Source organism: Paenibacillus sp. sgz302191, assembly GCF_057749925.1.
In genome coordinates, this window is record NZ_JBYLHY010000009.1 from 13,051 (window position 1) to 34,725 (window position 21,675).

The following is a 21,675-nucleotide window of genomic DNA, read 5'->3' on the forward strand; positions in this document are numbered from 1 at the left end:
ATGCCTGTCATAACTCGAATACGTACGGTCGGCCTTAAGTTTGATGAAGGGAAGAAGATTATTCCTGATAATATATGGGAACCTCGAGGTAAGAATACAATTTTTTTGCTTGAGAATGGCGGCGGCAAGACAAGCATTATCCAGACATTAATGCAAACTGTGTTACCTAACTCAGGTCTCGCTGGGCGAAATATTAAAGATACCTATGCAAAAAAGTCATATGGGCATATCGCGGTAGAGTGGTTACTTGACGGGGAGAAAGAAAAGTATTTATTAACTGGTTTTTGCTTTAAGAATGCAGAGACGGATAAAGACAAGTTGGATTATTTCAATTATCTTTTTACTTACGAAAAGGATTCTGAAGTTAATATTGCTACGTTACCTTTTACTACGGATAAGATGGTGACGAGATTTACTGATTTCAGAAAGTACTTAAACAACTTAGAGTATCCCTACGTTGAAATCCCAGATTCCAACAAAAAGTATAAGGAAAATTTGTTGTTATACGGCATACTCCCGGAAGAATGGGAAAGTATCCGGAAAATTAACGGTGATGAGGGGGGAGTAGAAGGCTTTTTTCAAAAAGCGAAGACGACAGAAACATTGATTACGAAGTTACTGGTACCTACAATGGAAAATACTATTTTTCAAACCGAAGAGGACAAAAAAGAAATAATTGAGGCATTCAAAGGATATAAAGAAAACCTTCTAATCATTCCTGAATATCAAAAAGATATTGAAGACTTTAAAATGATAAAATCGTTGGCTGAAATGGTCGTCACGAGTGTACAGGAGCTTGAAAGTAAGAAACAAATACATCATTCAGAACTGGTTAAGATTGAACGTCTTCGTTCTACTTTACAGATGCATCAGGTACAATCCGCAGAAGCCTTGCAAAGGCTAGAGGATGAGAAAAAGAGACTTTATCAAGAACTTCAGGATTGGAATTGGAAGAAGGATAGTATTTATATTCAAACAAAGCGACATGAGATGCAGGAGCTTCAGCAAGAAGCAGTTCAATATGAAGAGGAATTTAAATCTCACAGTCAACATTTGATTTCACTTGAGAGAAAAGATAAAGAACTTCAATCGTTCACACAGTATGCATTATATGAAAGTGAGAACCAAGCAGTAATTTCCTACACTCAAGAGCTTGAAATGATGAAAAAAACTCAACCGGAGTTAGAGGAGACCGTTCGAAATAAGACTGAGGAACTGCAAGATGCGTGGTCTGCAATTCTCCATTTGAAGGCAAGGGCTAGAGATGAAGTCTCCGGAAAAATAGATGACATAAAAATTAAATATGATAAAACAATAGACGAGCTTAATAGATGCCAGGATGACAAGGGTGGGTATCAAAATGAAATAGGTACTCTTAATGAGTACTTGCGAAACTATGAGAGTGATCTGGAACGAATGAAGAAAATATGCGAATTGGGCGTTCTTGATAGCCCCCCAATTTTGCAAAAAAGCTTTGTTCAGAGACTTGGAGATCTCCAGGCTCAAATTCAAGAATGCACAGGTCATCTTCAGACTTATGATGAGGAACTTTCCGCTTGTCATACTAAGGAAAAAGACCTTAGCTTAGAGGATTCAAAAATCCGCACTGAGCGCAATGATAATCAAACAGCAATACAGAAATATGAGACTAGAAATGCCATACTCACAGATACCCTGACCAAGCAGGGGAGAATGGTCTTTGATTTGTTTGCCGAAAAGGACGAAAATCTAGCTTGGTTAGATAAAGAGATTAGCACAAGGAGTTACCACCGCGATGAGCTTAAAGTTGGGATTGAGGAGCTTCGCAGAAAGATTAGACATCTCACGGAGAATGAATATTTTGTTCCACATCATACTCTTCTTGAAATTAAGAGCCGACTACATCGAGGAGGTACACTTGTTACACTCGGAAGCGAGTGGTTAGCAGACCAAAACGTTGATGAGGTAACTAAGGAACAATATTTGCAAAATCACCCACTGCTACCATATTCATTTTTAATAGAGGAAGCTCAAACGGCAACGATCGTTCGTGAAATGCAACGAATTAAGATCAATCGAGAAATGTTTGAAATTCCTTTAATATTTCAACTAAAACAATCATGGTTTTTCACAGCAACCCCGAGCATGAAAGCTGCGGGGTATGTTTCATTCCAGGGCTAACTTCCCATACTGGATAATAACTGTCAGTCGGGCTCAGTACGTAGCTTTTTTTGGTGGTTCGACCCTGTAACTAAAACTGTAAGGCTTTCGATTTGTGCACAACCCCCTGTAGGCCCATTTTGAATAGATGGTGACCACGAACAGAAAAATGCTCACTTTCAATCGATCGCCTCCGACGACGGTCACTATTAATCGGGAGTTGGTTGGAATGGAAACGTTAATTTGTCGGTGTGCAGGTATGGATGTACACCAAAAAACAATTGTGGTTTGCGCACTGGTGAGCGATTCGTCTGAATCTGAGATTCAGACAGAAATTAAGACATTTGGCACAACGACCAAACAGTTATTTGAGCTGCTCACGTGGCTGGAATCCAAACAGATCACCCATATTGCTATGGAGAGCACAGGCATTTACTGGCGTCCGGTCTATAACATTTTGGAGGGGTACTTCGACATCACGATAGCCAATGCCTATCGAATCAAAAATGTTCCCGGTCGCAAAACAGATGTGTCGGACTCGGAATGGATTGCGAAGCTATTACGCCATGGCCTCATCGAACGCAGCTTCGTTCCTTCACAAGATTTGAGGGAACTGCGTGACATGGTACGTCTGCGCAAAAAATGGGTAAGCAATCTGACGGCAGAAAAAAATCGTATCCAAAAATATTTGGAAAGTTCCAACGTAAAGCTTGGTAGCGTTATTTCGGATGTGTTCGGTGTCTCGGGCCGTAACTTACTAGAACAGTTACTCGAACAAGGATATGTTGATGCAAACGACATCGAACATCGTGTGCATGGCAACATCAAGAAAAATGTATCCGATGTAGCTGATTCGTTATTTGGTACGATGACGGAGCATCAGATGTTCATGATTCGCGCTGCCTGGGGCCATATCGAATACTTGGAGAAATCGCTGGAAACGCTGGAACAGCGAATCGAGAAATACTTGGACCCCTATCAAGAAGCAGTAGAACGGCTCGACACGATCCCAGGCATTAATCGTACTGTAGCTGCGACCATCGTTGCGGAAATTGGTGTAAATATGGATCAGTTTCCCACGGCTGATCACCTCGCTTCATGGGTTGGTGTAGCCCCAGGCAACCATGAGAGTGCTGGTAAAAAAAAAAGTACACGTACCGTGAAGGGTAATTCTCATGCCAAGACCGCTCTATGCGAGGCCGCATGGGCTGCTGCCAAGACGAGAAACACATCTCTTTCCATTAAGTTTTGGAAACTCGCTTCACGTAGGGGAAAGAAAAAGGCTGTTATAGCGATCGCTCACAAAATTCTTACAATCGTCTACCACATGATAAAAAACAAACAAAACTACATCGAAGGCGGTCCGCCAAAGGTAGCTTGTTAACTTAATCATTTTGCCCCAATGATAACTATTTTAAACCTTGTAGGCGAAATTCGCCCTACCGGGCATCCTTTTGCCGTTTTTCGCAACTTTTAGAGATTGCTTTCACAGAAAAAACAAACTGTTAGTAAATGCATCTCAAGAAGATGTGATCCTTGCATCTTCCCAAGACGGCCTCATGGTCTTTCAGTCATTAGATGGAAAGCTGTTTACATCCAGAGAGAAAATCGAATCCATGATTAGGGAATTAAAACAGGAGCTTGACCGTAAGGAAGAGAGACTTAAGCAAGATCAGCAAGAATTGTTTTTCTTTGACGATACGTTTCGAACTGCAAAAGATTTTTATGAAACGTATGATGCTTTCTCGGCCAAGAGATTTGCACAGCGTGAAACTGAGCTAGCACACAGAATGGCTTCCATCGCGTATGAACTTTCAGCTAATACAGATAGGATGGTTGCTCTAAAGAGTGCACAGATTTCTACCCAAAACAAGAGGGAAGATTACAAGCAAGAACAACAAAAGTTAAATTATAAAACAGAACATTTAGCAATTTTTATTGATAAATATCCAGAGCCGGATGTTGAATTGAAAAGATCGACCCTTAAGGCAACGAAGTTTGCACTTGAAGCCCTCACGACAAAAATAAATGAAATTGAAGATGAGTTAGATGAATTGCGTACGCATAAAGAGACGCAATTGGTATTATTGCAAGAGAAGGAACGAACTCTTGATGAGCACTATAAGATCGGGAAGGAATACCAGCTAGATCAAGATTGTGGTTTCGAAAGCGAATATTCAGAAGAGGAATTCAAAGAAATTCGAATTACTTTGGATAAAGCCCGAAAAGAGCTGAACGTAAAAAATGCTGGATACGAGGCTAAGCAAGAGCTTCTATTAAAGTGTATTGAAAACAGGGATAAGGCTAGATTTGCAATAGTAGATACAGGGCTTGAGTTTACTTGGGTTCAACTGAACTATCGTGCAGTTTATCAGGGCGAAAGATCGGAGCTTAAAAAGAAAATAGATAATAAAAGAGATGTTGTTAGTTCCCTTGAAAAATCTTTTAATGATAAAAAGATTGAAGTTGCTAAAGTAGAAGGAACCATTATCAATATGATTTCCACACTCAGTAATGAATATGGTAAGGCTCCTTATGGAGATGGAGAAGGAGAGTTTCCTTCGACTATCCATGAAGTTCAAGAAGGAATAAAGAAAAATCGAGAAAACAATAAGTTGAACGAAGAATACTTAGATGCGCAAAACAATGTTATGAAGGATATTCATTTTGCACTCGAGCGCTACCAAGCACAGCGAGAACTGCCAACAGGTAATATTTCGCGACCAATATTTAATGAACAAGAATGGAAGACATTTGGAGATTCTCGTGTTCAAGCGGTGACTGTTGTCTCTAGTGCATACATGGAATCGAAGAATAGCTTGGAATCACAGCGAAATGCTGTCAAAAAGGCATGCGAATCCTACGTGAAAACACTGCAACAGACTAATAATACTAAGGTAAGCCGGTTTGCGACAGAGTTTAATACTGTTGTCATATTGCAAGAGAAGCTATTTGATTATCACTACATTATCGAAGCTTTTGTGAAAGTATTTGATGCTCTTGATGCGATGGAAAGTGACTTACAGAGCAAGTTAACTGAGCTTAGAAAAGATAAGGAAAATCTTGTGGATATTGCTCACCGACGTGCCATTATTATTCACGAGAATATATGTGAAGTGTCAAAACACTCGAAAGTCGAACTGTTTGGTAATACGATACAGATGGTCAAAATAAAGTGGGATGCGAATCCAAGAGAAGTCTCACTTCACAATACTAATTTGTTTGTGGAGAAAATTATTTACGAACTCAAAAGATTGAAAGAAGAGGGGAAACCCGATGATGAGGTGAATTTATACCTTGAACAACAAATGAACAGCTTAAATCTCCTCAAAAATGTATCGCCTTTGGAGAATTGTTACATTGAAATATTTAAACCGAGAAAGAAATCACTGCTTGAATTAGGTGTTGAATATTTCTCTTGGGACGAAGCTGCCTCTTGGTCAGGCGGGGAACGATACACCTCCTACATGATTATGTTTATGATAATTGTGACGCATATCCGAAAGAAAATACACGGTAAAGAAAGTGTCTGGAAATCAATTGTTGCTGACAATCCATTCGGAGCCGCATCATCCGAGCATGTAGTACGACCGATTATCGAGCTTGCTCTAAAAAATAAGATACAATTATTCTGCCTAACGGCAATCCGTGAAGAAGAAATCCGAAGTCACTTTGAGGCAGTTATTAGCAATCGTTATTACAATCGCGGTGGAGTCGAAATTCTAAAATCAGAATCGGAATACATGGAGCTCAATAACATCTATGCAATTAAGAGCAACTAATGTAGATAGAAGAGGAGATACTGAAATGAGGCTTAGCAAATTAAAGATAAGCAACTTTCGTTGTTATGGACCAACAGAGACGGTTATTGATTTTGAGGATATTACAACATTCATTGGCGCAAATAGCAGCGGAAAAAGCGCCTCGCTGCAGGCATTAACTAAATTATTCGGGGAAACAAGTTCGGAAAGAACATTAGAGAAATCGGATTTTTATGTATCACATGACGAAGTAGTAGAGGATATGCAGAGAAGAGAACTATATATTGAGGCAAATTTTTCGTTTCCGGAGATTGAGGACGATAGCGGAGAAACACAGTATGCGGTACCTACTTATTTTGATAATTTTGTTGTTGGGAACACGGGTGAACCTCCGTACTTGAGAATAAGATTACAGGCTTCTTGGGAGCAAAGTAATACGCCAGATGGAATCGTAGAAAGTAAAATATGCTACATGTCTATGTCTGAAGATGCAGAAGAAGTAGCTACGAAAGTGCCGCCAAGTGAGCTTTCTCAAATCAAGATCATTTATGTCCCGGCCATTCGTAACCCATCCACATTATTAAAGAATGCGACTGGAACATTGTTATGGCGTGTATTAAAAAGTATTAATTGGTCATCTGAAACAAAAGAAAATATTAAAGAGCAATTAAAACAGGCAGAAGAGTCTTTGTTTGAAGAAGCTGGTCTGGAAAAGGTCAGGGATTCACTTAAGGAGCATTGGAAAAAGTATCACAAGGATACCCGGTATTCGGAAGCAAATATCAGATTTAATAGTACTGACCTGGAACAACTAATCAAAAAGTTTGAAGTTGATTTCATGCCATCAATAACGCAAAAGGCATATTCAATTGACTCACTGGGGGATGGACTTCGTTCCTTATTCTATTTGTCACTCGTAGATTCATTTTTGGAGATTGAGCAGCAGGCTATGGCGAGCAGTGACGGCGGAAATGCTCCTCTTTTTAATATGCAGATTCCCGCATTAACTATTCTTGCTATTGAGGAACCTGAAAATCACGTATCTCCTCATCTATTGGGGAACATTATCGTAAACTTGAAAGGAATTGCTTCGAAGAATAATTCTCAGGTCATTATCACATCACATACGCCTGCTATTGTGAAGAGGGTTTCACCTGAATCGATTCGGTATTTTAATATTTCGATTGATGAATTAGTTACAAAAGTGAAAAAAATCGTATTACCTCGTAGGCAAGGGTCTGTAGAGAACGAAGAAGCGTACAAATATGTAAAAGAAGCTGTGAGAGCATATCCTGAAATTTATTTCTCAAAGCTAGTCATTTTGGGAGAAGGGGATAGTGAAGAAATTGTTATCCCTAAAGCAATTGAATTGGATACCGAGGATCATTTAGATAGCATTGCGATATATGTTGTGCCACTTGGAGGTAGACATGTCAATCATTTTTGGAAGCTTTTATCCGAACTAAACATTCCATATGTAACCTTATTGGACTTCGATAAAGAACGTTTCGGAGGAGGATGGGGTAGGATTAAATATGCTGTCGAACAACTCATTCAAATTGGAGTGGATAAAAGTTTACTACTGACTGTTACTGGTGGCCGTATTCTAAGTGATAAAGAATTAAGTAATATGCATGATTGGGACGAAGCAAGTATTGATACCCAGGGTACTTGGATTAATATGTTGGAAAACTATGATGTTTATTTCTCATTTCCCTTGGATCTGGACTTCATGATGTTAGAGGCATTTCCTGAAGCATATAAAGGTGTTCTAAAGGGCAATGAAGGCCCGCGAATTGATCGTGTAGGTAAGATTTCCGAAATCGAGGATAATGATCCTGCGGCAGATGGATATTTAGAACGTGTGGACTTAGCAACCAAACATTCTTTAAAAGAAGGTGGAGGTACTGGCGAAACTTACACTTTCGAACAGAGAAAAATGATGGTGTGGTATGATTACTTTTTCTTACAACGAGGGAAACCTGTTACACACCGATTAGCATCACTTAACATTAATGATGAGACGTTTAAAAATAGTTTGCCTGCTCCATTAAAGCGGCTACTTACTAAAGCGAAACAAAAACTTAATGGCGTATAAGGAAAGGTTAATAAATGAAAATCATTGATAAACATATATGGGAACCTGCTGATGGACTGACTCTTGAACCCGCTGCACTTCAAGTTGTAAAGAGTGAAAATAATGCTCTTGTTATTGCTGGTCCTGGAGCAGGTAAAACGGAATTACTTGCTCAAAGAGCTTGCTTCTTACTTGAAACTAGCACTTGTAATGCCCCAAGGAAAATACTCGCAATTAGCTTCAAGAGAGACGCTGCTAAAAATCTTGCAGAACGGGTAGAGAAACGCTGTGGTACAGAGCTTTCAAAGAGATTTCAATCTATGACGTATGATGCATTTGCTAAGAGTCTTGTGGATCGTTTCTATTTGGGTATTCCTAAGGAATATCGCCCTAACTCAGTTTATGATATTGCAGTGGCGGACCGAACCCAGAATGACATCAGAACAGCATATGAACACGCTGGATTTGTACCTCCTGTTGGGATGCGTCCCCGAGATATAAACGATTTTTTAGAAAAAGAAATTGTTCGATATGCTTTACCATTACTTCAAGAAAGCGACTATCCAACAAAGGCTGCTTGGGAGCTCTTGTTAAAAGGTGACGTAACCGATACAGCAAGGTTGTCATTTACTATGATCACCCGCTTAGCGACATATTTACTACAATGTAATCAGCAGTTGATAAAGTCTCTGCAAATGACTTACAGCCATGTATTCCTTGATGAATTTCAGGATACTACACGCATTCAATATGAACTTGTTAAAACCTGTTTCTACAATTCTAATTCAGTATTAACAGCAGTTGGGGATGGTAAACAGCGTATAATGGTTTGGGCCGGGGCAATGAGAGACGTATTCCCAACCTTCACCTCTGACTTTGGATCAACTGCTTATCAACTAGTTATGAATCATCGGTCAGCACCTAGGCTCATTGAAATTCAAAAGATGTTTTTCTCAAGATTTAATGAGCAACCTATTTCAATACAAACAAATCCCAAATGGCAAGCTACGGATGGACAAGCCTATTTACACATGTTTGATGATCATGTACAAGAAGCTAAGACTATAGTAAATCTTGTCCAAGGATATATTAATGATGGAAGTCACAAACCCAATGATATTTGCATTCTTGTGAAGCAACGAGTTGATGCATATTCTAGCGAATTGATAACGGAATTTAATCTGTGCGGAATTCAGGCTCGAAACGAAGGTGTATATCAGGACTTCCTGAAGGAAGATTACATATCGCTATGCATAAATACGTTGATTATAGCAGTCAGAAGGGATGCTAGCTCATGGACCTACTGTCGGAATATATTGTTGGATTTGAAGAGTGTGGATGAATCTTCTTCTGAGATTCATGCATCACAGAGAGAATTAAGCGACTTTATAACTGAGCTTAAATCTGATTTAAGGGCAATTGATAATGAGAATAATCTGAAAATGATTATCAAAAAAATTACTGATTTTTATTCTACAGATGCACTTAAAGCCTTCTTTCCTCAGTATTTAAGATCAAACTACATTGAAAGATTAAGTTCACAACTGGCAAAATATCTGTGGGAAGAATACGATAAGTCAGGTACTGTAGGAGCGGCGATTAATAATTTGCTCGGTAAAAATACGGTCCCGATAATGACAATCCATAAAAGCAAGGGTCTTGAGTTTAAAACGATTATTTTTTTGGGATTAGAGGATGCAGCCTTTTTTAGATTTAATGACCAAAGGGAAGAAGATACGGCAGCTTTTTTCGTAGCTCTTTCAAGGGCAAAAAACACGCTTCATTTTACTTTTAGTAAGGTAAGACCATTTGGGCAATTTAGTAATCAACACAGGAGAGTTATAGCTGATTTCTATCAAGCATTGCACGATTCGGGAGTTGTAGAACCTGTGTACCATACAACGGGCGCAGAGGTGATAATGTGACTAAACCAATAAAAGAATTTTGTGATGGTGATGATTTTGTTGGCTACTATTTGATCAAAGAAATAGAAGCGAAACAAACAAGTAGTTCGACTCCAAAAGATTACTTAGACCTTGTGCTCGCCGACTCTAGTGGTAATATTTCTGCAAAGTATTGGGATGCCAGCAAGACTGATATTGAAACATTCTTTCCGATGTGTCTTGTTAAGGTGCAGGGAGTGGTACAAGTATACCGTGAAAGACTGCAAGTCAAAGTAGTACGAATCCGAAAAACAACGGAACAAGACGGGGTAACGATAACAGATTTTATCCGTTCTGCCCCTGTAGGATCAGATGAGCTCATCCCTATAATTGAGAAGACAATCAACAGATTAAGTAACAATGATATTAGAGCAATTGTTACTTTTTGTTTTGGGAAAGTCAAAGATAAAATGCATTCTTCACCCGCGGCGAAATCTCATCATCATGCTTATTATGGCGGTTTGGCATACCATATCGTTCGGATGCTTGAATTGAGTGATTTTATTTGTCAGCAACGGCATTTTCTCAATTCGGATTTGCTAAAAGCGGGCGTAATTTTACATGATATTGCTAAACCAGTAGAAATGGTTTCGGAGTATGGTATGGTAACTGATTACAGTAACCAAGGCAAACTGATTGGACATATTAGTATGGCTTCGAATTGGATTATAGAAGCTGCAATTAAACTTGGGATTGATCTGGAATCGAATACCATCCTTGCATTACAGCACTTGGTATTATCCCATCATAATCTAGGTGAATGGGGAAGCCCGGTGCAGCCTCAATTACCGGAAGCGGTAGCTCTTCATTATATAGATGCAATGGATGCAAAACTGCAAATGGTTGAAGACATGCTTCAGACAATCCCTGAGAGCGAGGAGTGGACACCGGCAATTCGAGGTTTGGAGAACAAACCAATTTTCAAATTAAAGTTATAATACAAAAAATACAATTAGTTCTACTGGGGAACAAATGCCTGGCAGCAAAAGAAGATCAAGTAGCTATCCTTTTTAAAGGATAGTTTTTTATTTTCAGGAATATCCGATAAACAATAATATTTAATAAATTTGTATTTTTTGATTAAATTACGGATATAAAAGTAAAAGAGCCTATAATATCTGGAGGTAAAAGTATGTATGCAAAATCAGAATTACATAGTGATATTGCAAGAGTAACGTGGAAGGGGATTTTGTTTCGTGGGTTATATTACTCTTGCGCCACAGCTATCAGTCAACAATGGTTCGAGAATGCGAGAGTTTATGGTGGTTGGAAAATTCGTGTTCATTTTATTCCAGGAAATTCAGAAATAATTTATTTGGAAAGACAGAATCAGGTTGAACCAGAAAAATGCTACCGCATTATAAGACAAAATATTAGTCCAACTAAATTGGATAAATATTTCGAATCTATTCAGAAATTGAAACGAGAAAGAAATAACGTCCGAAAATGATATCAAATAAGTGGCTGATACATACTAACTTTTCTGCTGGACCTCCTGGAATCTACCGAAAATTGTACTTACTAATTCAGCCACCATTTGTCTGTCTTTCATTGATAAAGGGTTGCCACCTAAATGAAGTTTAGCATTAGGGGTTAATAATAGTCCGTTCAGATCGAATGATGATGTCTCAACAAGCCCTGTATCCAATGGAAATATTGAGAGTTCTCCATTAGAGGATAAGTAAAATGGGGACGGGAAATCCGTTCTTGTAAGCAAATAATCAACAGATACATTAAATAGATCCGCTATATGGCAGAGTTGCTTATAGTCAGGGCTAGCAACGTTTCTTTCCCAGCCTGAGATTGCTTGTTTTGTCACACCAAGCATTTGCGATAGACCTTCTTGAGTCAGGTTTTTGGAATTTCTGAGTAGTTTTATGCGATCGCCAAGTGTATTCATACTAGCTTCCCCTTTAAAAAACTGAATACTTATGTGTTCAATCGATGGAACACTTAACTTAATATTACTATCGGACAGTCAAAAAGTAAATTTATTGTTGACAAATAAACCAAAGATTTACTAAGATTGTGGTAAATATTACATTTACGAAGTAAATGAAACATTTACTTGTTGGAGGGGACGAGGGGAGATGATCTCAGTTTATGGGATAGATGAAAAAAAAGTGATTCCCTTTTATAAACGGAAAGAAGCTATTTAACTTAAGTGAGAAGGGTGATTATTTTGGCTAAGCGCAAACGTGCTACAACTCGCAGCACAATTGAGAGAAGAATAAAAGAAAAGAGAGGACAGGGTCACGGAGCCCAATATAAACCTTGGCTTACGATTCATGATGTTCCTTCACTAGGTTTGGTGAGTCGGATTAAAGGGTGGAAGACGGGAAGAATACACCACTTGTTCTCGGAACACCTTGAAATGGCCTACTTCTATGTGTGTGAGTGGTCGGACTGTATTGTAGACATCCGAGAACAGTTTGCGTGTTTGCCTCTAGAAAAGACAATGCATATTGCAGAAGCGCTTAATATTAGACATCCTCGTGATCCCAAAACAAGAGTTCCTGTGGTGATTACCACTGATTTTATGCTTACGGTTCGGACTGATAGTGGCCTAGAATATTGGGCGCATACAGCCAAACCGAAAAGCAAGCTGACAAGAAGAGTTTTAGAAAAATTTGAGATAGAGAGGCGGTTTTTTGCGGATGAGGGGGTACGCTGGAGATTAATCACAGATGAAGACATTTCGTATAATTTGGTCAAAAACGTAGCTTGGGTCCACTCTGCTCGAACACTAACAGGAATGGGTCATCTAAATGAATCTATCATTGCAGCTTTAGAGCCAGAATTGTTTGAAGCACTTCGAAACCGGACACGGCCATGCTCCAAATCGGCGACGGTATGTGATGTGAAATTTGGATTGCCTGTAGGAACATGTCTGTTTATTGTACGTCATCTTATTGCAAACAAGCTCTGGCTGGTGGACATGAACCGTTTAATTCAACCGGCACTAGAACCACTAGTTGTGAGTCGATCGTGTGAGGTAATGCAAAATGGAGTTACAGGTTAACGTTATCCTGCAGCATGGGAAGAATGCCGACAGGGTCTTATACATAGCCCCGAACAGAAGCTATTTGTATACGATTTCACTTAAAAAAGATGAAAAACCATTGCCCGTAAGAAAAAATTATTTTGAGATCGAAGAAGGTTTGCGTAATGGATTATATATCATCGCCGAGATAGATCCCTATGCAATGCTTATGGACCCGAACTCAGAATATCAAAAAATGCATGGTACAGGAATTGAGGAAAAATGGGGACTCATAAAAGATATTGTAGATATTGAGCCCGCCATCTATGATCGTGTTTTACGAGGGGAACTTATAAAAGAAGTATCACTTAAGACCAAGAAAAGTAAGACATTGATTTATAGATATCTACGATATTATTGGACCGGTGGAAAAATAAAGAATGCCCTTGTTTCACACTATTTTAACTGCGGTAGACCGTTAAAACCAGAAGAAAAGAAAAAAAATACGCAGAAAGTGGGAAGACGAAGCCTTCTGGCCAAAATACATCCGGAATTTGTTGGGGTAGTTGTAGATGATGAAATTAGAGCAAAAATGACCACAGCATTAGCAGAATGGTATAAAACAACCGACAAAAACAGCTTGCAATTCGTTCATGAGCAAATGTGGCATAATCTTTTTCGTAAAAAATCCGTTATGAATGGCGAAGTTATAGAGCTTCCAATGCCGAGTTATCAGGTCCCTACTATAGACCAATTACGGTATCATTATGAACAGACGGAAGACTACAAACAGGTCATCATGGCTAGAGAAGGGCTTCGGAATTACAATCTTAAATTTAGACCTGTTCTAGGCAATTCTACAAGAAGGGCGGTTGGCCCCGGAAGTATTTACGAAATTGACGCGACCGTTGGGGACATTTATCTCGTGAGTCAGGCAGATCGGACTAAAATTATTGGAAGGCCTGTTATCTATCTCGTCATAGATGTATTCAGCAGGATGATTGTCGGATTCTATGTGGGATTAGAAGGTCCCTCCTGGCAGGGAGCGATGATGGCGTTAGAAAATGCTACAACTAACAAGGTAGAGTTTTGTGCCGAGCATGACATTACCATCAATGAGCAACAATGGCCGTGTCATCATGTTCCTGAGGTACTTATAGGGGATCGGGGTGAAATTGAGAGCAAGAAGGCTAATTCACTTACTGAATATTTGGGAGTTACCGTAAAAAATGAGCCTCCCTATCGTGCAGACTGGAAAGGGATTGTTGAGTCCAATTTTAAAACTCTGAGCATAACGATTAAAAGGTGGTCTCCGGGCGCAGTACTACCAGACTTTAAGCAACGTGGTGGAAAAGATTATATTCTCGATGCGAAACTTTCTTTACGAGGTTTTATCAGGATGATGATTCAATTTATATTGTTTCACAATAACAGTAAAGCAATTAATGATTATCCGGTTGATATCAGCATGATACCTGACTCTGTTCTTCCTGTTCCTATTCACTTATGGAATTGGGGAATACAAAATCGGGCGGGTCATCTGAAGACGTTTACAAAAGACATCATCCGTCTAAACCTCCTCCCTAGCAAGTCGGTAACAGCTACGAGATCTGGCATCACCTTTGAGGGAATTCATTACAAAAGTGATGAACTGGTAGAAGCAGGATGGTTTGTTAAGGGAGACTCTCGGTCGGTCATAATGGCTTTCGATAGAAGATGTATGAATGCAATTTACATTAAGACCCCTGATGGTCTCAAATACCACACATGCACATTACAAGAAAGATCGGATCGATTTAAGAATCTTAGTCTGGAAGAGATCCAGATGATGCAACAAGAGGAGAAACTAGCACTCGCATTTCACAAAGACACGCAAAATCTTGCAAAATACAAATTGAACGAAAGCATCAAAAAAATAAATCAAGAAGAAATCGCGTTTACTGAGCAAGCGCTGAGTAAAGTTAACCTGACCAATACGGAGTTTAAATCAAACATCCAGGAGAATAGAGCCGTTGAGCGTAAAGAAGTGCAAGCTTATGAGGCATTCCGTTTAGGTGAACAAAATGAGCAGCCAGTTATTATTTCCAATACAGATCTAGAGGAAGAAGAAATTGAAGATGAAGTCAAAGGGCTGTCACTACTCGATAAATTAAAACGAAGGAAGAGTGAAGAAGATGAGTACGAATAGTATCAAATTAGACCCAACAGATAATGTATGGGAACAACGTGATCTTGGTTTGCATGCAATATCAATAGATGTAGAGGAAGTAATCGTCAGAGTCCAATTACACATTTGTATTAATAAATGTTCAAGAATGATTGTGGATTCTTACGCAACCATTCAAAAATAATTAGTATACCGATGATGGTACAAAATAGGAGATGAATTTATATGATAAAAGCCATTGAACAGTACACACTTAAACCTGTTTTAAAGGGTAAGGTTATTGAAGCGCAGTATGATAATGAGCAAGTGGTAAATGGATATACTGGGAACCCATTGATTGAAGCACTTTCCAAGATCATGGATGAAGATGAACTAGGATTATTAAGAACTATTAGACATGGCTATGTTGCACGAAATCCCCTTCAAGGAGAATTCGCTCAAAAATATCATGTCAGATTTGAGAATAGGTTTTGTGTAAACAAGAAATGGGACCATGTAGAAGTAATTCAGTCAACTGCAGCGGGTTATTACATTATTGATGTCAGTGGTCAAGGAAAATCACCAGATGTAGATCTAAACTTGCTTTTATACCCCCAGGTAATACATCACACATGCTATAATAAACAACCTTTAATAATGGCTCAGTTGGTATGGCTGAAATTGAATTGTCCGGTTGACGGTTCTATAAAAGGACTATGTATTAATTTCTTTCAAGCAGTAGATGCGTTATTGGGGACCACTTATTTTAAGAAGCTTGTAACCAGAGGCTCGATTGTTGATGCTTTAATCCACCAAATGGCTCGTGTTGCTAAAACTCATTGCTTAGGGGCATTAGTCATAGATGATATTCGAAACTTGAGCCAAGCTAAAAGCAGCAGTTCAGAAAAAATGTTGATTTTCTTTAAGCAACTTAACAAAACAATTGGGGTTCCCATAGTTCTCGTGGACCCTAATGGTGAGAATTAGGAGATGAATTCAAACAATGAAACCCATTGAACAGTATACACATACTCCTGTTTTAAAGGGTAAGCTTATCAAAGCACAGTACGATAACGAACAAGTAATAAAAGGATATGCCGGGAATCCATTGATTGAATCACTTCCTAAGATCATGGATGAAGATGAATTAATGGATGATATACCCAACTACCCTGATTATCATCAGTCACAGCGCAGTTTGAGCAGGAGATTGAGGCTGCATTGTGTTCAACAATTAAGTGACTATGTAGAAGTCTTGCCGATTCATTTTTACATTGAGCAAAGATTTTCAAGAATGATTCGACATGGCTATGTTGCACGAAACCCCCTTCAAAGGGAATATGCTCGACAATTTCATGTCGGGTTTGAAAACATTCTAGAGGCCGGTGTCAACGAGGAAGGGGAAAATGCAGCAGGCATTCGGTCGACTGCAGCGGGTTTTAACATTATTGGTGTTAGCGGACAAGGAAAGTCAACTGCCGTAGATCTAAACTTGCTACTATACCCACAAGTTATACAGCATATAAGCTTTAATAAGCAACCTCTCATTTTAGATCAGTTGGTTTGGCTGAAATTGAATTGCCCGTTTGACGGTTCCATAAAAGGGCTATGCATCAATTTCTTTCAAGCTGTAGATGCGGTATTGGGAACCACTTATTTTAAGAAGTTTGTAACCAGAGGCTCGACTACTGATGCTTTAATCCCCTTAATGGCACATATAGCTTCACTTCATTGTTTGGGGACATTAGTCATTGATGAGATTCAAAATTTGAGTCAAGCTAAGAGTGGCGGTTCAGAGAAAATGTTAAATTTCTTTACGCAACTTATCAATACAATTGGAGTTCCTGTAGTTCTCGTGGGTACCTTTAAAGCAATTCGATTGTTCGGAGGCTCGTTTAGTCAGGCTAGAAGGGGCTGTGGCCAAGGCGATATGATCATTGATCGCATGACTGAGGGAAAGGACTGGGATTATTTTGTTTCGAGTATGTGGAAATATCAGTGGACGGCCAGTAAATCATCGTTAACAGAACCCCTTAAGAAAACAATTTATGAGCTATCACAAGGAATCGTTGATATCGCGGTTAAATTGTATATGCTCGCTCAATGGGATGCCATTGCTCTCGGAGAGTCCGAAGGTGGAAATGAACGCATTACTGTAAAAAGACTTAAAAAGGTTGCTTCTGAGCATCTCCAGTTGGTTCAACCTATGATTAAGGCACTGAAAACTCATAACAAATCGGCAATTTATGATATTGATGATTTGTATCCGAAGTGGAATGACTTTAGTGCCTATCTCTCCAAATCAGAAGAAAAAGTAAGTGTTCATGGGAAACTACGAGAACAAACGATGCACGAAGCTAATGTCGATCACGACCGAACGAAGATCTTGGAAATGGTTAAATTGGCCGTGAGTTTAGGGTCGACTGCTGAGAAAGCTGAAGAAATTGCCTTACATATTATCAAGAATAATGAACCTCACGTCGACATCACTTCCTTGCGGATGGAAGTAGCCAGGCTGATCATGAAGGGATTTAGTGAACCCGATCCGAATGATGTCCGCAATTATATTCCGAACAACGGCAAAGCATCACCAGAAGTCTTATATAAAGCGTTATCTCAAGCCGGCTACACTGGGTCAAATGATGTATTGTTTCCTGAAGGAAGTGTTTCATAGCCCCAATAAGCTGGGGTTTTAAACTCTATTAATGGGGGAAAACTAAAAGTATAAACCATGTTAGGATGTGGGTATACTGAGTAGTTTCTTCCCTCCCCTATTTCCGGACGAATTGCTTTACAGTACATTAGCTAGATATCATCTGTACGTCGGAAACCATAGCAGGAAAGCTACAATGGCTGACCTTTATAATGGATCAGTTTTCAGTGCTGTTACTTTATTACCAGCACACTTAGGTCAGATAAGTCATCTTATGAGAGAGAACATGACCCCTCTTGAGCTCATGCAATCTCATACATTGTTTCCTTATTTCTCAACTTTTCTATCCGAAGAACGATCTCAGCTCGTGGCGTCGGCAATGACGGGAGACTTAGGAAGGGCAATAAATGCACGATTAGGACTGCTTGCTTCTTCGATTAAAATGCCTCAATATCTTAGATTTTGTATGCAATGTTTGTTTGAGGATGAGATGACTTATGGGCTGCCATATTGGCATAGATCTCATCAATTACCCGGAGTGTTCATTTGTTATAAACATGGTTGCGGGTTAAAGAATTCGGAAATTTCTACTTTCCTGAGACGTAATAAACAGGAATACGTATGTCTGAATCGGAAACTTGCATGTAATGAAGTGATTGGACTGTCAATGAACGAGGGTTTAAAGGTTCACTTAACTTCTTTGGCTGTACAATCACATACATTGCTGAATACTCCATGCAATTCTTTAAACTACCGACTCATCGAAGAATTTTACAATGCGAAATTATTTGAGAAAGGGTTTATCACCCTATCTGGAAATATCCGCTTTCAAAGTCTTCGTTCAAAGATGATTGAGTCCTTGGGTCAAGAATTACTAAGTCTTTGCGATTCAGAGATAAGTAAACACTCACATGATACATGGCTTCATAAATTAGTGCGTGGCGGAGAGCATACCCATACATTACGACATCTGCTCCTGATACTCTTTTTAAATGAAACGACGGATATCGTTTTTCAAAAGAAGGTAGACATATATCATCCGTTTGGAACAGGACCTTGGCCATGTTTAAATAAAGCTGCCGATCACTACAAGAAGGAGATCGTTACTCAATGCAAAGTTACAAGGTGTTCCGATACGAAACGTCCAGTAGGTGCATTCATCTGTGATTGCGGATTTATTTACTCAAGAAGAGGCCCTGATACAAATGTAAGTGATCGATTTCATATTGGGAGAATTAAACAGTTTGGTGAAGTTTGGGAAAAACGTTTTGATGAACTGCAACTTAGAACCGATCTTACAATTCGGAAAAAAGCGGAACTATTGGGAGTTCATTACTCGACCGTCTATGCAAAGATAAAATCGAACCCCAAAATAGCTTTAGGTTTTTCAAACAGTGATATCGTCTCAAAAGAAAGGGCGGCTTGCAGAACAATAAGTAAAACGAGGTTTAAAGTGCCTAGTAGGAACGCAATTCGATCCAGAGTAAATTGGGAAGAGAGAGACCGGAAGCTATTACCAGCGATTTTACAAGCAGTAAGTGATATTAAATCAGCTACGGACAAGCCGATTCGTGTAACTTTACCCGAAATTGGAAGACGAATTAGCAATCTCTCATTACTTGAAAAAAAGTTGGTTGCTTTGCCTCGTTGTAAAGCATTGATCAAAAGTGAAGTCGAAACGTTACAACAGTTTCAATTAAGACGGGTTAATATAGCTGCACGAAAATTATTTGAAGAGGGACTGAGCGTTGTGAGATGGAAAGTCATTCGGAAGGCAGGTTTACGCAAAGAGATTGCATATCAACTTAACAATGAGATCGATAAAGTCATCGAGTACTACCTTTAATCACGAGCACGTTTATTTAACTTTCTTATGGCAGGTGACTCTATTGAATTTTCCCACTCCATATCCTGACGAGGAGTTGAGAAGCCTTATTTACCGATACGTTCTTCGTAAAGGGTGCTCATTCTCAGATGGGATTCAAGATTTGTTGGAGATCAATTCGCGTAGGATTCCTTTTCTGCCTCATAATTTGGCTGTTATGCAAAGTAAGCTGCCGGCTTCTTTGTTTGGTAAGGATTCTTTGATTGCTAAACATACTTTTTTTCCGTTGTTCGCTACTTTCCTTTCTGATGAAAATCGTAAAGAATTATTAGCACGAATGACAAACCACAGGCTGACTGATAAATATGCATCCCTCACAGTACCACCGATTATCTCGAAAAATGTGCGATATTGTGTTCAATGTATGCATGAAGATGAAAATCATTTTGGTGAAATTTACATTCATCGCTCCCATCAGGTCGGATATATAGATGTGTGTCATAGACACGGTAATCCATTAATTAGTATGTGTCCTCAGTGTGAGGTATCTCTGGGTCAGTTATATGGAAAGAAATTTATAGGTTCCGCAGTATGTCCTAATGGGCATGAGCTTTTACCAGTCATAGAAGCTACTGATACTGCTGAGATGAATGTGCTTAAATTGCGAATTTCAAAAGACATTCACCTGCTTTTGAATGGCGGGATAAGAGAAACCAATATTTTTGAATCCTACAGCTTGTTAGCAAAGGAAAAAGGATATCAACATAGAGATGGTAGGTACATAAACCGAAAATTCCTCGAAGACTTTTTTAAACATTATTCACATTCAACGTTAAATCTGCTAGGAATTATTCCTGAATTGCTGGAAAAACGAATTGCATTACAAATTTTCAGTGAAAAGAATGCGACAAGAAATCCTGTTATTCATCTGTTAGTCATTCAGTGGTTGCTGGGAGGCTGTCAGAATATTAATGACTATGTAGAAACTATTCAACCAGCTTCCCAATTTTTTGGCGAGGGGCCCTGGCCATGTTTCAATAAGATTTGTAAAATGTATGCGCAGAAAGTTATCTATTCTTACGAACAACATTATTGCAGTAAATCCAAAAGAGTTATAGGCAAATTTACTTGTGCTCATTGTCAAATGAAATATCAAGCGAGCTGCCCAGATGGGGATTCTGGATTTGATATCGATACTGTAAAAGTGATCGAGTTTGGATCACTATGGCACGATAGACTTATTAAAGAGTACCACATGAAGAAGAGTATTAAGGAAATTGCTAGAATAGTGGGAGCTAATCGAAGTACAGTCAAGAAATACATTCTTCTTTATATTGAATCCAATGCAGAACACTCGGTTGAAATTGTCAAAGGAAGTGTAGATTGGGTTAACAAGCTGTACCAAACTTACGACCAACTGGGGAGCATTTATGATACTAGCATTCTACTCCATACAAGTAAAAGAGTAGTGTCCAAATACATTAAGAATAAAGAACTTTACGAGCGAGAAATAATTCCGGCAAGGAATGAAGCTGCCGCGGCAACAGAGGTTGAGTTAGAACCAAAAACGAGGTTGATTAAACTACTGGAAGATAACCCTGACTTGAGTAGGTCGGATATTCGGAAAGCTATAGGGAGTAAAGTCTTTTCTCGACTTACGAAGGAAGATAGTGAGTGGTCAAAAAGTATATTGCCCCGAGCAGATCCTCCATTTAAAAGCCTAAAATGGGAGGACGAAGATAAGCAGTTAGCGCTTGTAGTCAATAGGATTTGTCAGGAATTATATGAAAGTCCCCCAAATAAACAAATTAAAAGATATACGATTCTTAACAAATTATCGATTAGGGATAAAGCTCGACTGTTAAATCACAGCGACAAGCTACCGAAGACTGTTGAGATAATAGAACGATACTTGGAACCAAATGAAAATTATCAGCTAAGGCAGATTCCACATATCGTTGCGCTATATAGAAAGCATTACGCGAATGCAACGTTGCCTATGGTTCTAAAAAACAGGATATATGAGAACTGTTCCCAGCAAGTAATAGTTCGTATCCAAGAGTATCTGCAGTCACTGTAACGAAAAATTATAAAGGAACTCATAGGTTTCTGAAGTAGAGCAAAAATGATACCACTAAGCAAAGTGAG

14 protein-coding genes are annotated in these 21,675 nt (G+C 39.0%); 13 read left to right on the forward strand and 1 reads right to left on the reverse strand.

The features are described from left to right. From AC3G2T_RS14845 to AC3G2T_RS14875, 7 genes are all read left to right on the forward strand, one after another. Window positions 1-2,160, forward strand: a complete 2,160-nt coding sequence (locus tag AC3G2T_RS14845; RefSeq protein ID WP_488435961.1) for a hypothetical protein — start codon at window positions 1-3, stop codon at window positions 2,158-2,160. Window positions 2,161-2,368: 208 nt separating this feature from the next. Further along, window positions 2,369-3,523 (forward strand): IS110 family RNA-guided transposase, encoded by a 1,155-nt coding sequence (locus AC3G2T_RS14850; RefSeq protein ID WP_488435962.1) that lies wholly within the window; start codon window positions 2,369-2,371, stop codon window positions 3,521-3,523. A 232-nt stretch (window positions 3,524-3,755) separates the two neighbouring features. Next, window positions 3,756-5,921, forward strand: a complete 2,166-nt coding sequence (locus AC3G2T_RS14855) for a hypothetical protein (RefSeq protein WP_488435963.1) — start codon at window positions 3,756-3,758, stop codon at window positions 5,919-5,921. A 25-nt stretch (window positions 5,922-5,946) separates the two neighbouring features. Next, a complete protein-coding gene (locus tag AC3G2T_RS14860; RefSeq protein WP_488435964.1) occupies window positions 5,947-7,998 on the forward strand; it encodes an ATP-dependent nuclease in 2,052 nt (683 codons plus the stop codon). A 14-nt stretch (window positions 7,999-8,012) separates the two neighbouring features. Continuing rightward, window positions 8,013-9,902: a UvrD-helicase domain-containing protein gene (locus tag AC3G2T_RS14865; protein WP_488435965.1), complete on the forward strand. Its 1,890-nt coding sequence runs from the start codon at window positions 8,013-8,015 to the stop codon at window positions 9,900-9,902. Beyond that, a complete protein-coding gene (locus tag AC3G2T_RS14870) occupies window positions 9,899-10,858 on the forward strand; it encodes a 3'-5' exoribonuclease YhaM family protein (RefSeq protein ID WP_488435966.1) in 960 nt (319 codons plus the stop codon). Before AC3G2T_RS14865 ends, AC3G2T_RS14870 begins: the two co-directional genes overlap by 4 nt. A gap of 194 nt (window positions 10,859-11,052) precedes the next feature. Beyond that, a complete protein-coding gene (locus AC3G2T_RS14875; RefSeq protein WP_488435967.1) occupies window positions 11,053-11,370 on the forward strand; it encodes a hypothetical protein in 318 nt (105 codons plus the stop codon). Between the two features lie 24 nt (window positions 11,371-11,394). Here the strand turns inward: AC3G2T_RS14875 and AC3G2T_RS14880 are convergent, their stop codons facing one another. Further along, window positions 11,395-11,820, reverse strand: coding sequence for a helix-turn-helix domain-containing protein (locus AC3G2T_RS14880; RefSeq protein WP_488435968.1), 426 nt, complete (start codon window positions 11,818-11,820; stop codon window positions 11,395-11,397). A 282-nt stretch (window positions 11,821-12,102) separates the two neighbouring features. Between AC3G2T_RS14880 and AC3G2T_RS14885 the strand changes: the two genes are divergently transcribed. From AC3G2T_RS14885 to AC3G2T_RS14910, 6 genes are all read left to right on the forward strand, one after another. Further along, window positions 12,103-12,942 carry a TnsA endonuclease N-terminal domain-containing protein gene (locus tag AC3G2T_RS14885; RefSeq protein ID WP_488435969.1) on the forward strand — a complete coding sequence of 280 codons (840 nt, stop codon included), beginning with the start codon at window positions 12,103-12,105 and terminating at the stop codon, window positions 12,940-12,942. After that, window positions 12,926-15,091 (forward strand): Mu transposase C-terminal domain-containing protein, encoded by a 2,166-nt coding sequence (locus AC3G2T_RS14890; RefSeq protein WP_488435970.1) that lies wholly within the window; start codon window positions 12,926-12,928, stop codon window positions 15,089-15,091. The genes AC3G2T_RS14885 and AC3G2T_RS14890 overlap by 17 nt, the downstream gene beginning before the upstream one ends. 204 nt (window positions 15,092-15,295) lie before the next feature. Continuing rightward, window positions 15,296-16,036: a hypothetical protein gene (locus AC3G2T_RS14895; RefSeq protein ID WP_488435971.1), complete on the forward strand. Its 741-nt coding sequence runs from the start codon at window positions 15,296-15,298 to the stop codon at window positions 16,034-16,036. Between the two features lie 16 nt (window positions 16,037-16,052). Beyond that, the gene (locus tag AC3G2T_RS14900; protein WP_488435972.1) at window positions 16,053-17,723 is read left to right on the forward strand and encodes an ATP-binding protein; all 1,671 of its coding nucleotides are present in this window, start codon (window positions 16,053-16,055) and stop codon (window positions 17,721-17,723) included. A 67-nt stretch (window positions 17,724-17,790) separates the two neighbouring features. After that, window positions 17,791-19,548, forward strand: a complete 1,758-nt coding sequence (locus tag AC3G2T_RS14905) for a TnsD family Tn7-like transposition protein (RefSeq protein WP_488435973.1) — start codon at window positions 17,791-17,793, stop codon at window positions 19,546-19,548. Then, window positions 19,514-21,607 carry a TnsD family Tn7-like transposition protein gene (locus AC3G2T_RS14910; protein WP_488436131.1) on the forward strand — a complete coding sequence of 698 codons (2,094 nt, stop codon included), beginning with the start codon at window positions 19,514-19,516 and terminating at the stop codon, window positions 21,605-21,607. The genes AC3G2T_RS14905 and AC3G2T_RS14910 overlap by 35 nt, the downstream gene beginning before the upstream one ends. Window positions 21,608-21,675 lie beyond the last annotated feature (68 nt).

Bases quoted from the DNA above. Each gene is read 5' to 3' on its own strand.
- AC3G2T_RS14845 (WP_488435961.1), top strand. From the start codon at position 1: ATGCCTGTCATAACTCGAATACGTACGGTCGGCCTTAAGTTTGATGAA.
- AC3G2T_RS14850 (WP_488435962.1), top strand. From the start codon at position 2,369: ATGGAAACGTTAATTTGTCGGTGTGCAGGTATGGATGTACACCAAAAA.
- AC3G2T_RS14855 (WP_488435963.1), top strand. From the start codon at position 3,756: ATGATTAGGGAATTAAAACAGGAGCTTGACCGTAAGGAAGAGAGACTT.
- AC3G2T_RS14860 (WP_488435964.1), top strand. From the start codon at position 5,947: ATGAGGCTTAGCAAATTAAAGATAAGCAACTTTCGTTGTTATGGACCA.
- AC3G2T_RS14865 (WP_488435965.1), top strand. From the start codon at position 8,013: ATGAAAATCATTGATAAACATATATGGGAACCTGCTGATGGACTGACT.
- AC3G2T_RS14875 (WP_488435967.1), top strand. From the start codon at position 11,053: ATGTATGCAAAATCAGAATTACATAGTGATATTGCAAGAGTAACGTGG.
- AC3G2T_RS14880 (WP_488435968.1), bottom strand. From the start codon at position 11,820: ATGAATACACTTGGCGATCGCATAAAACTACTCAGAAATTCCAAAAAC.
- AC3G2T_RS14890 (WP_488435970.1), top strand. From the start codon at position 12,926: ATGGAGTTACAGGTTAACGTTATCCTGCAGCATGGGAAGAATGCCGAC.
- AC3G2T_RS14895 (WP_488435971.1), top strand. From the start codon at position 15,296: ATGATAAAAGCCATTGAACAGTACACACTTAAACCTGTTTTAAAGGGT.
- AC3G2T_RS14900 (WP_488435972.1), top strand. From the start codon at position 16,053: ATGAAACCCATTGAACAGTATACACATACTCCTGTTTTAAAGGGTAAG.
- AC3G2T_RS14910 (WP_488436131.1), top strand. From the start codon at position 19,514: ATGAGATCGATAAAGTCATCGAGTACTACCTTTAATCACGAGCACGTT.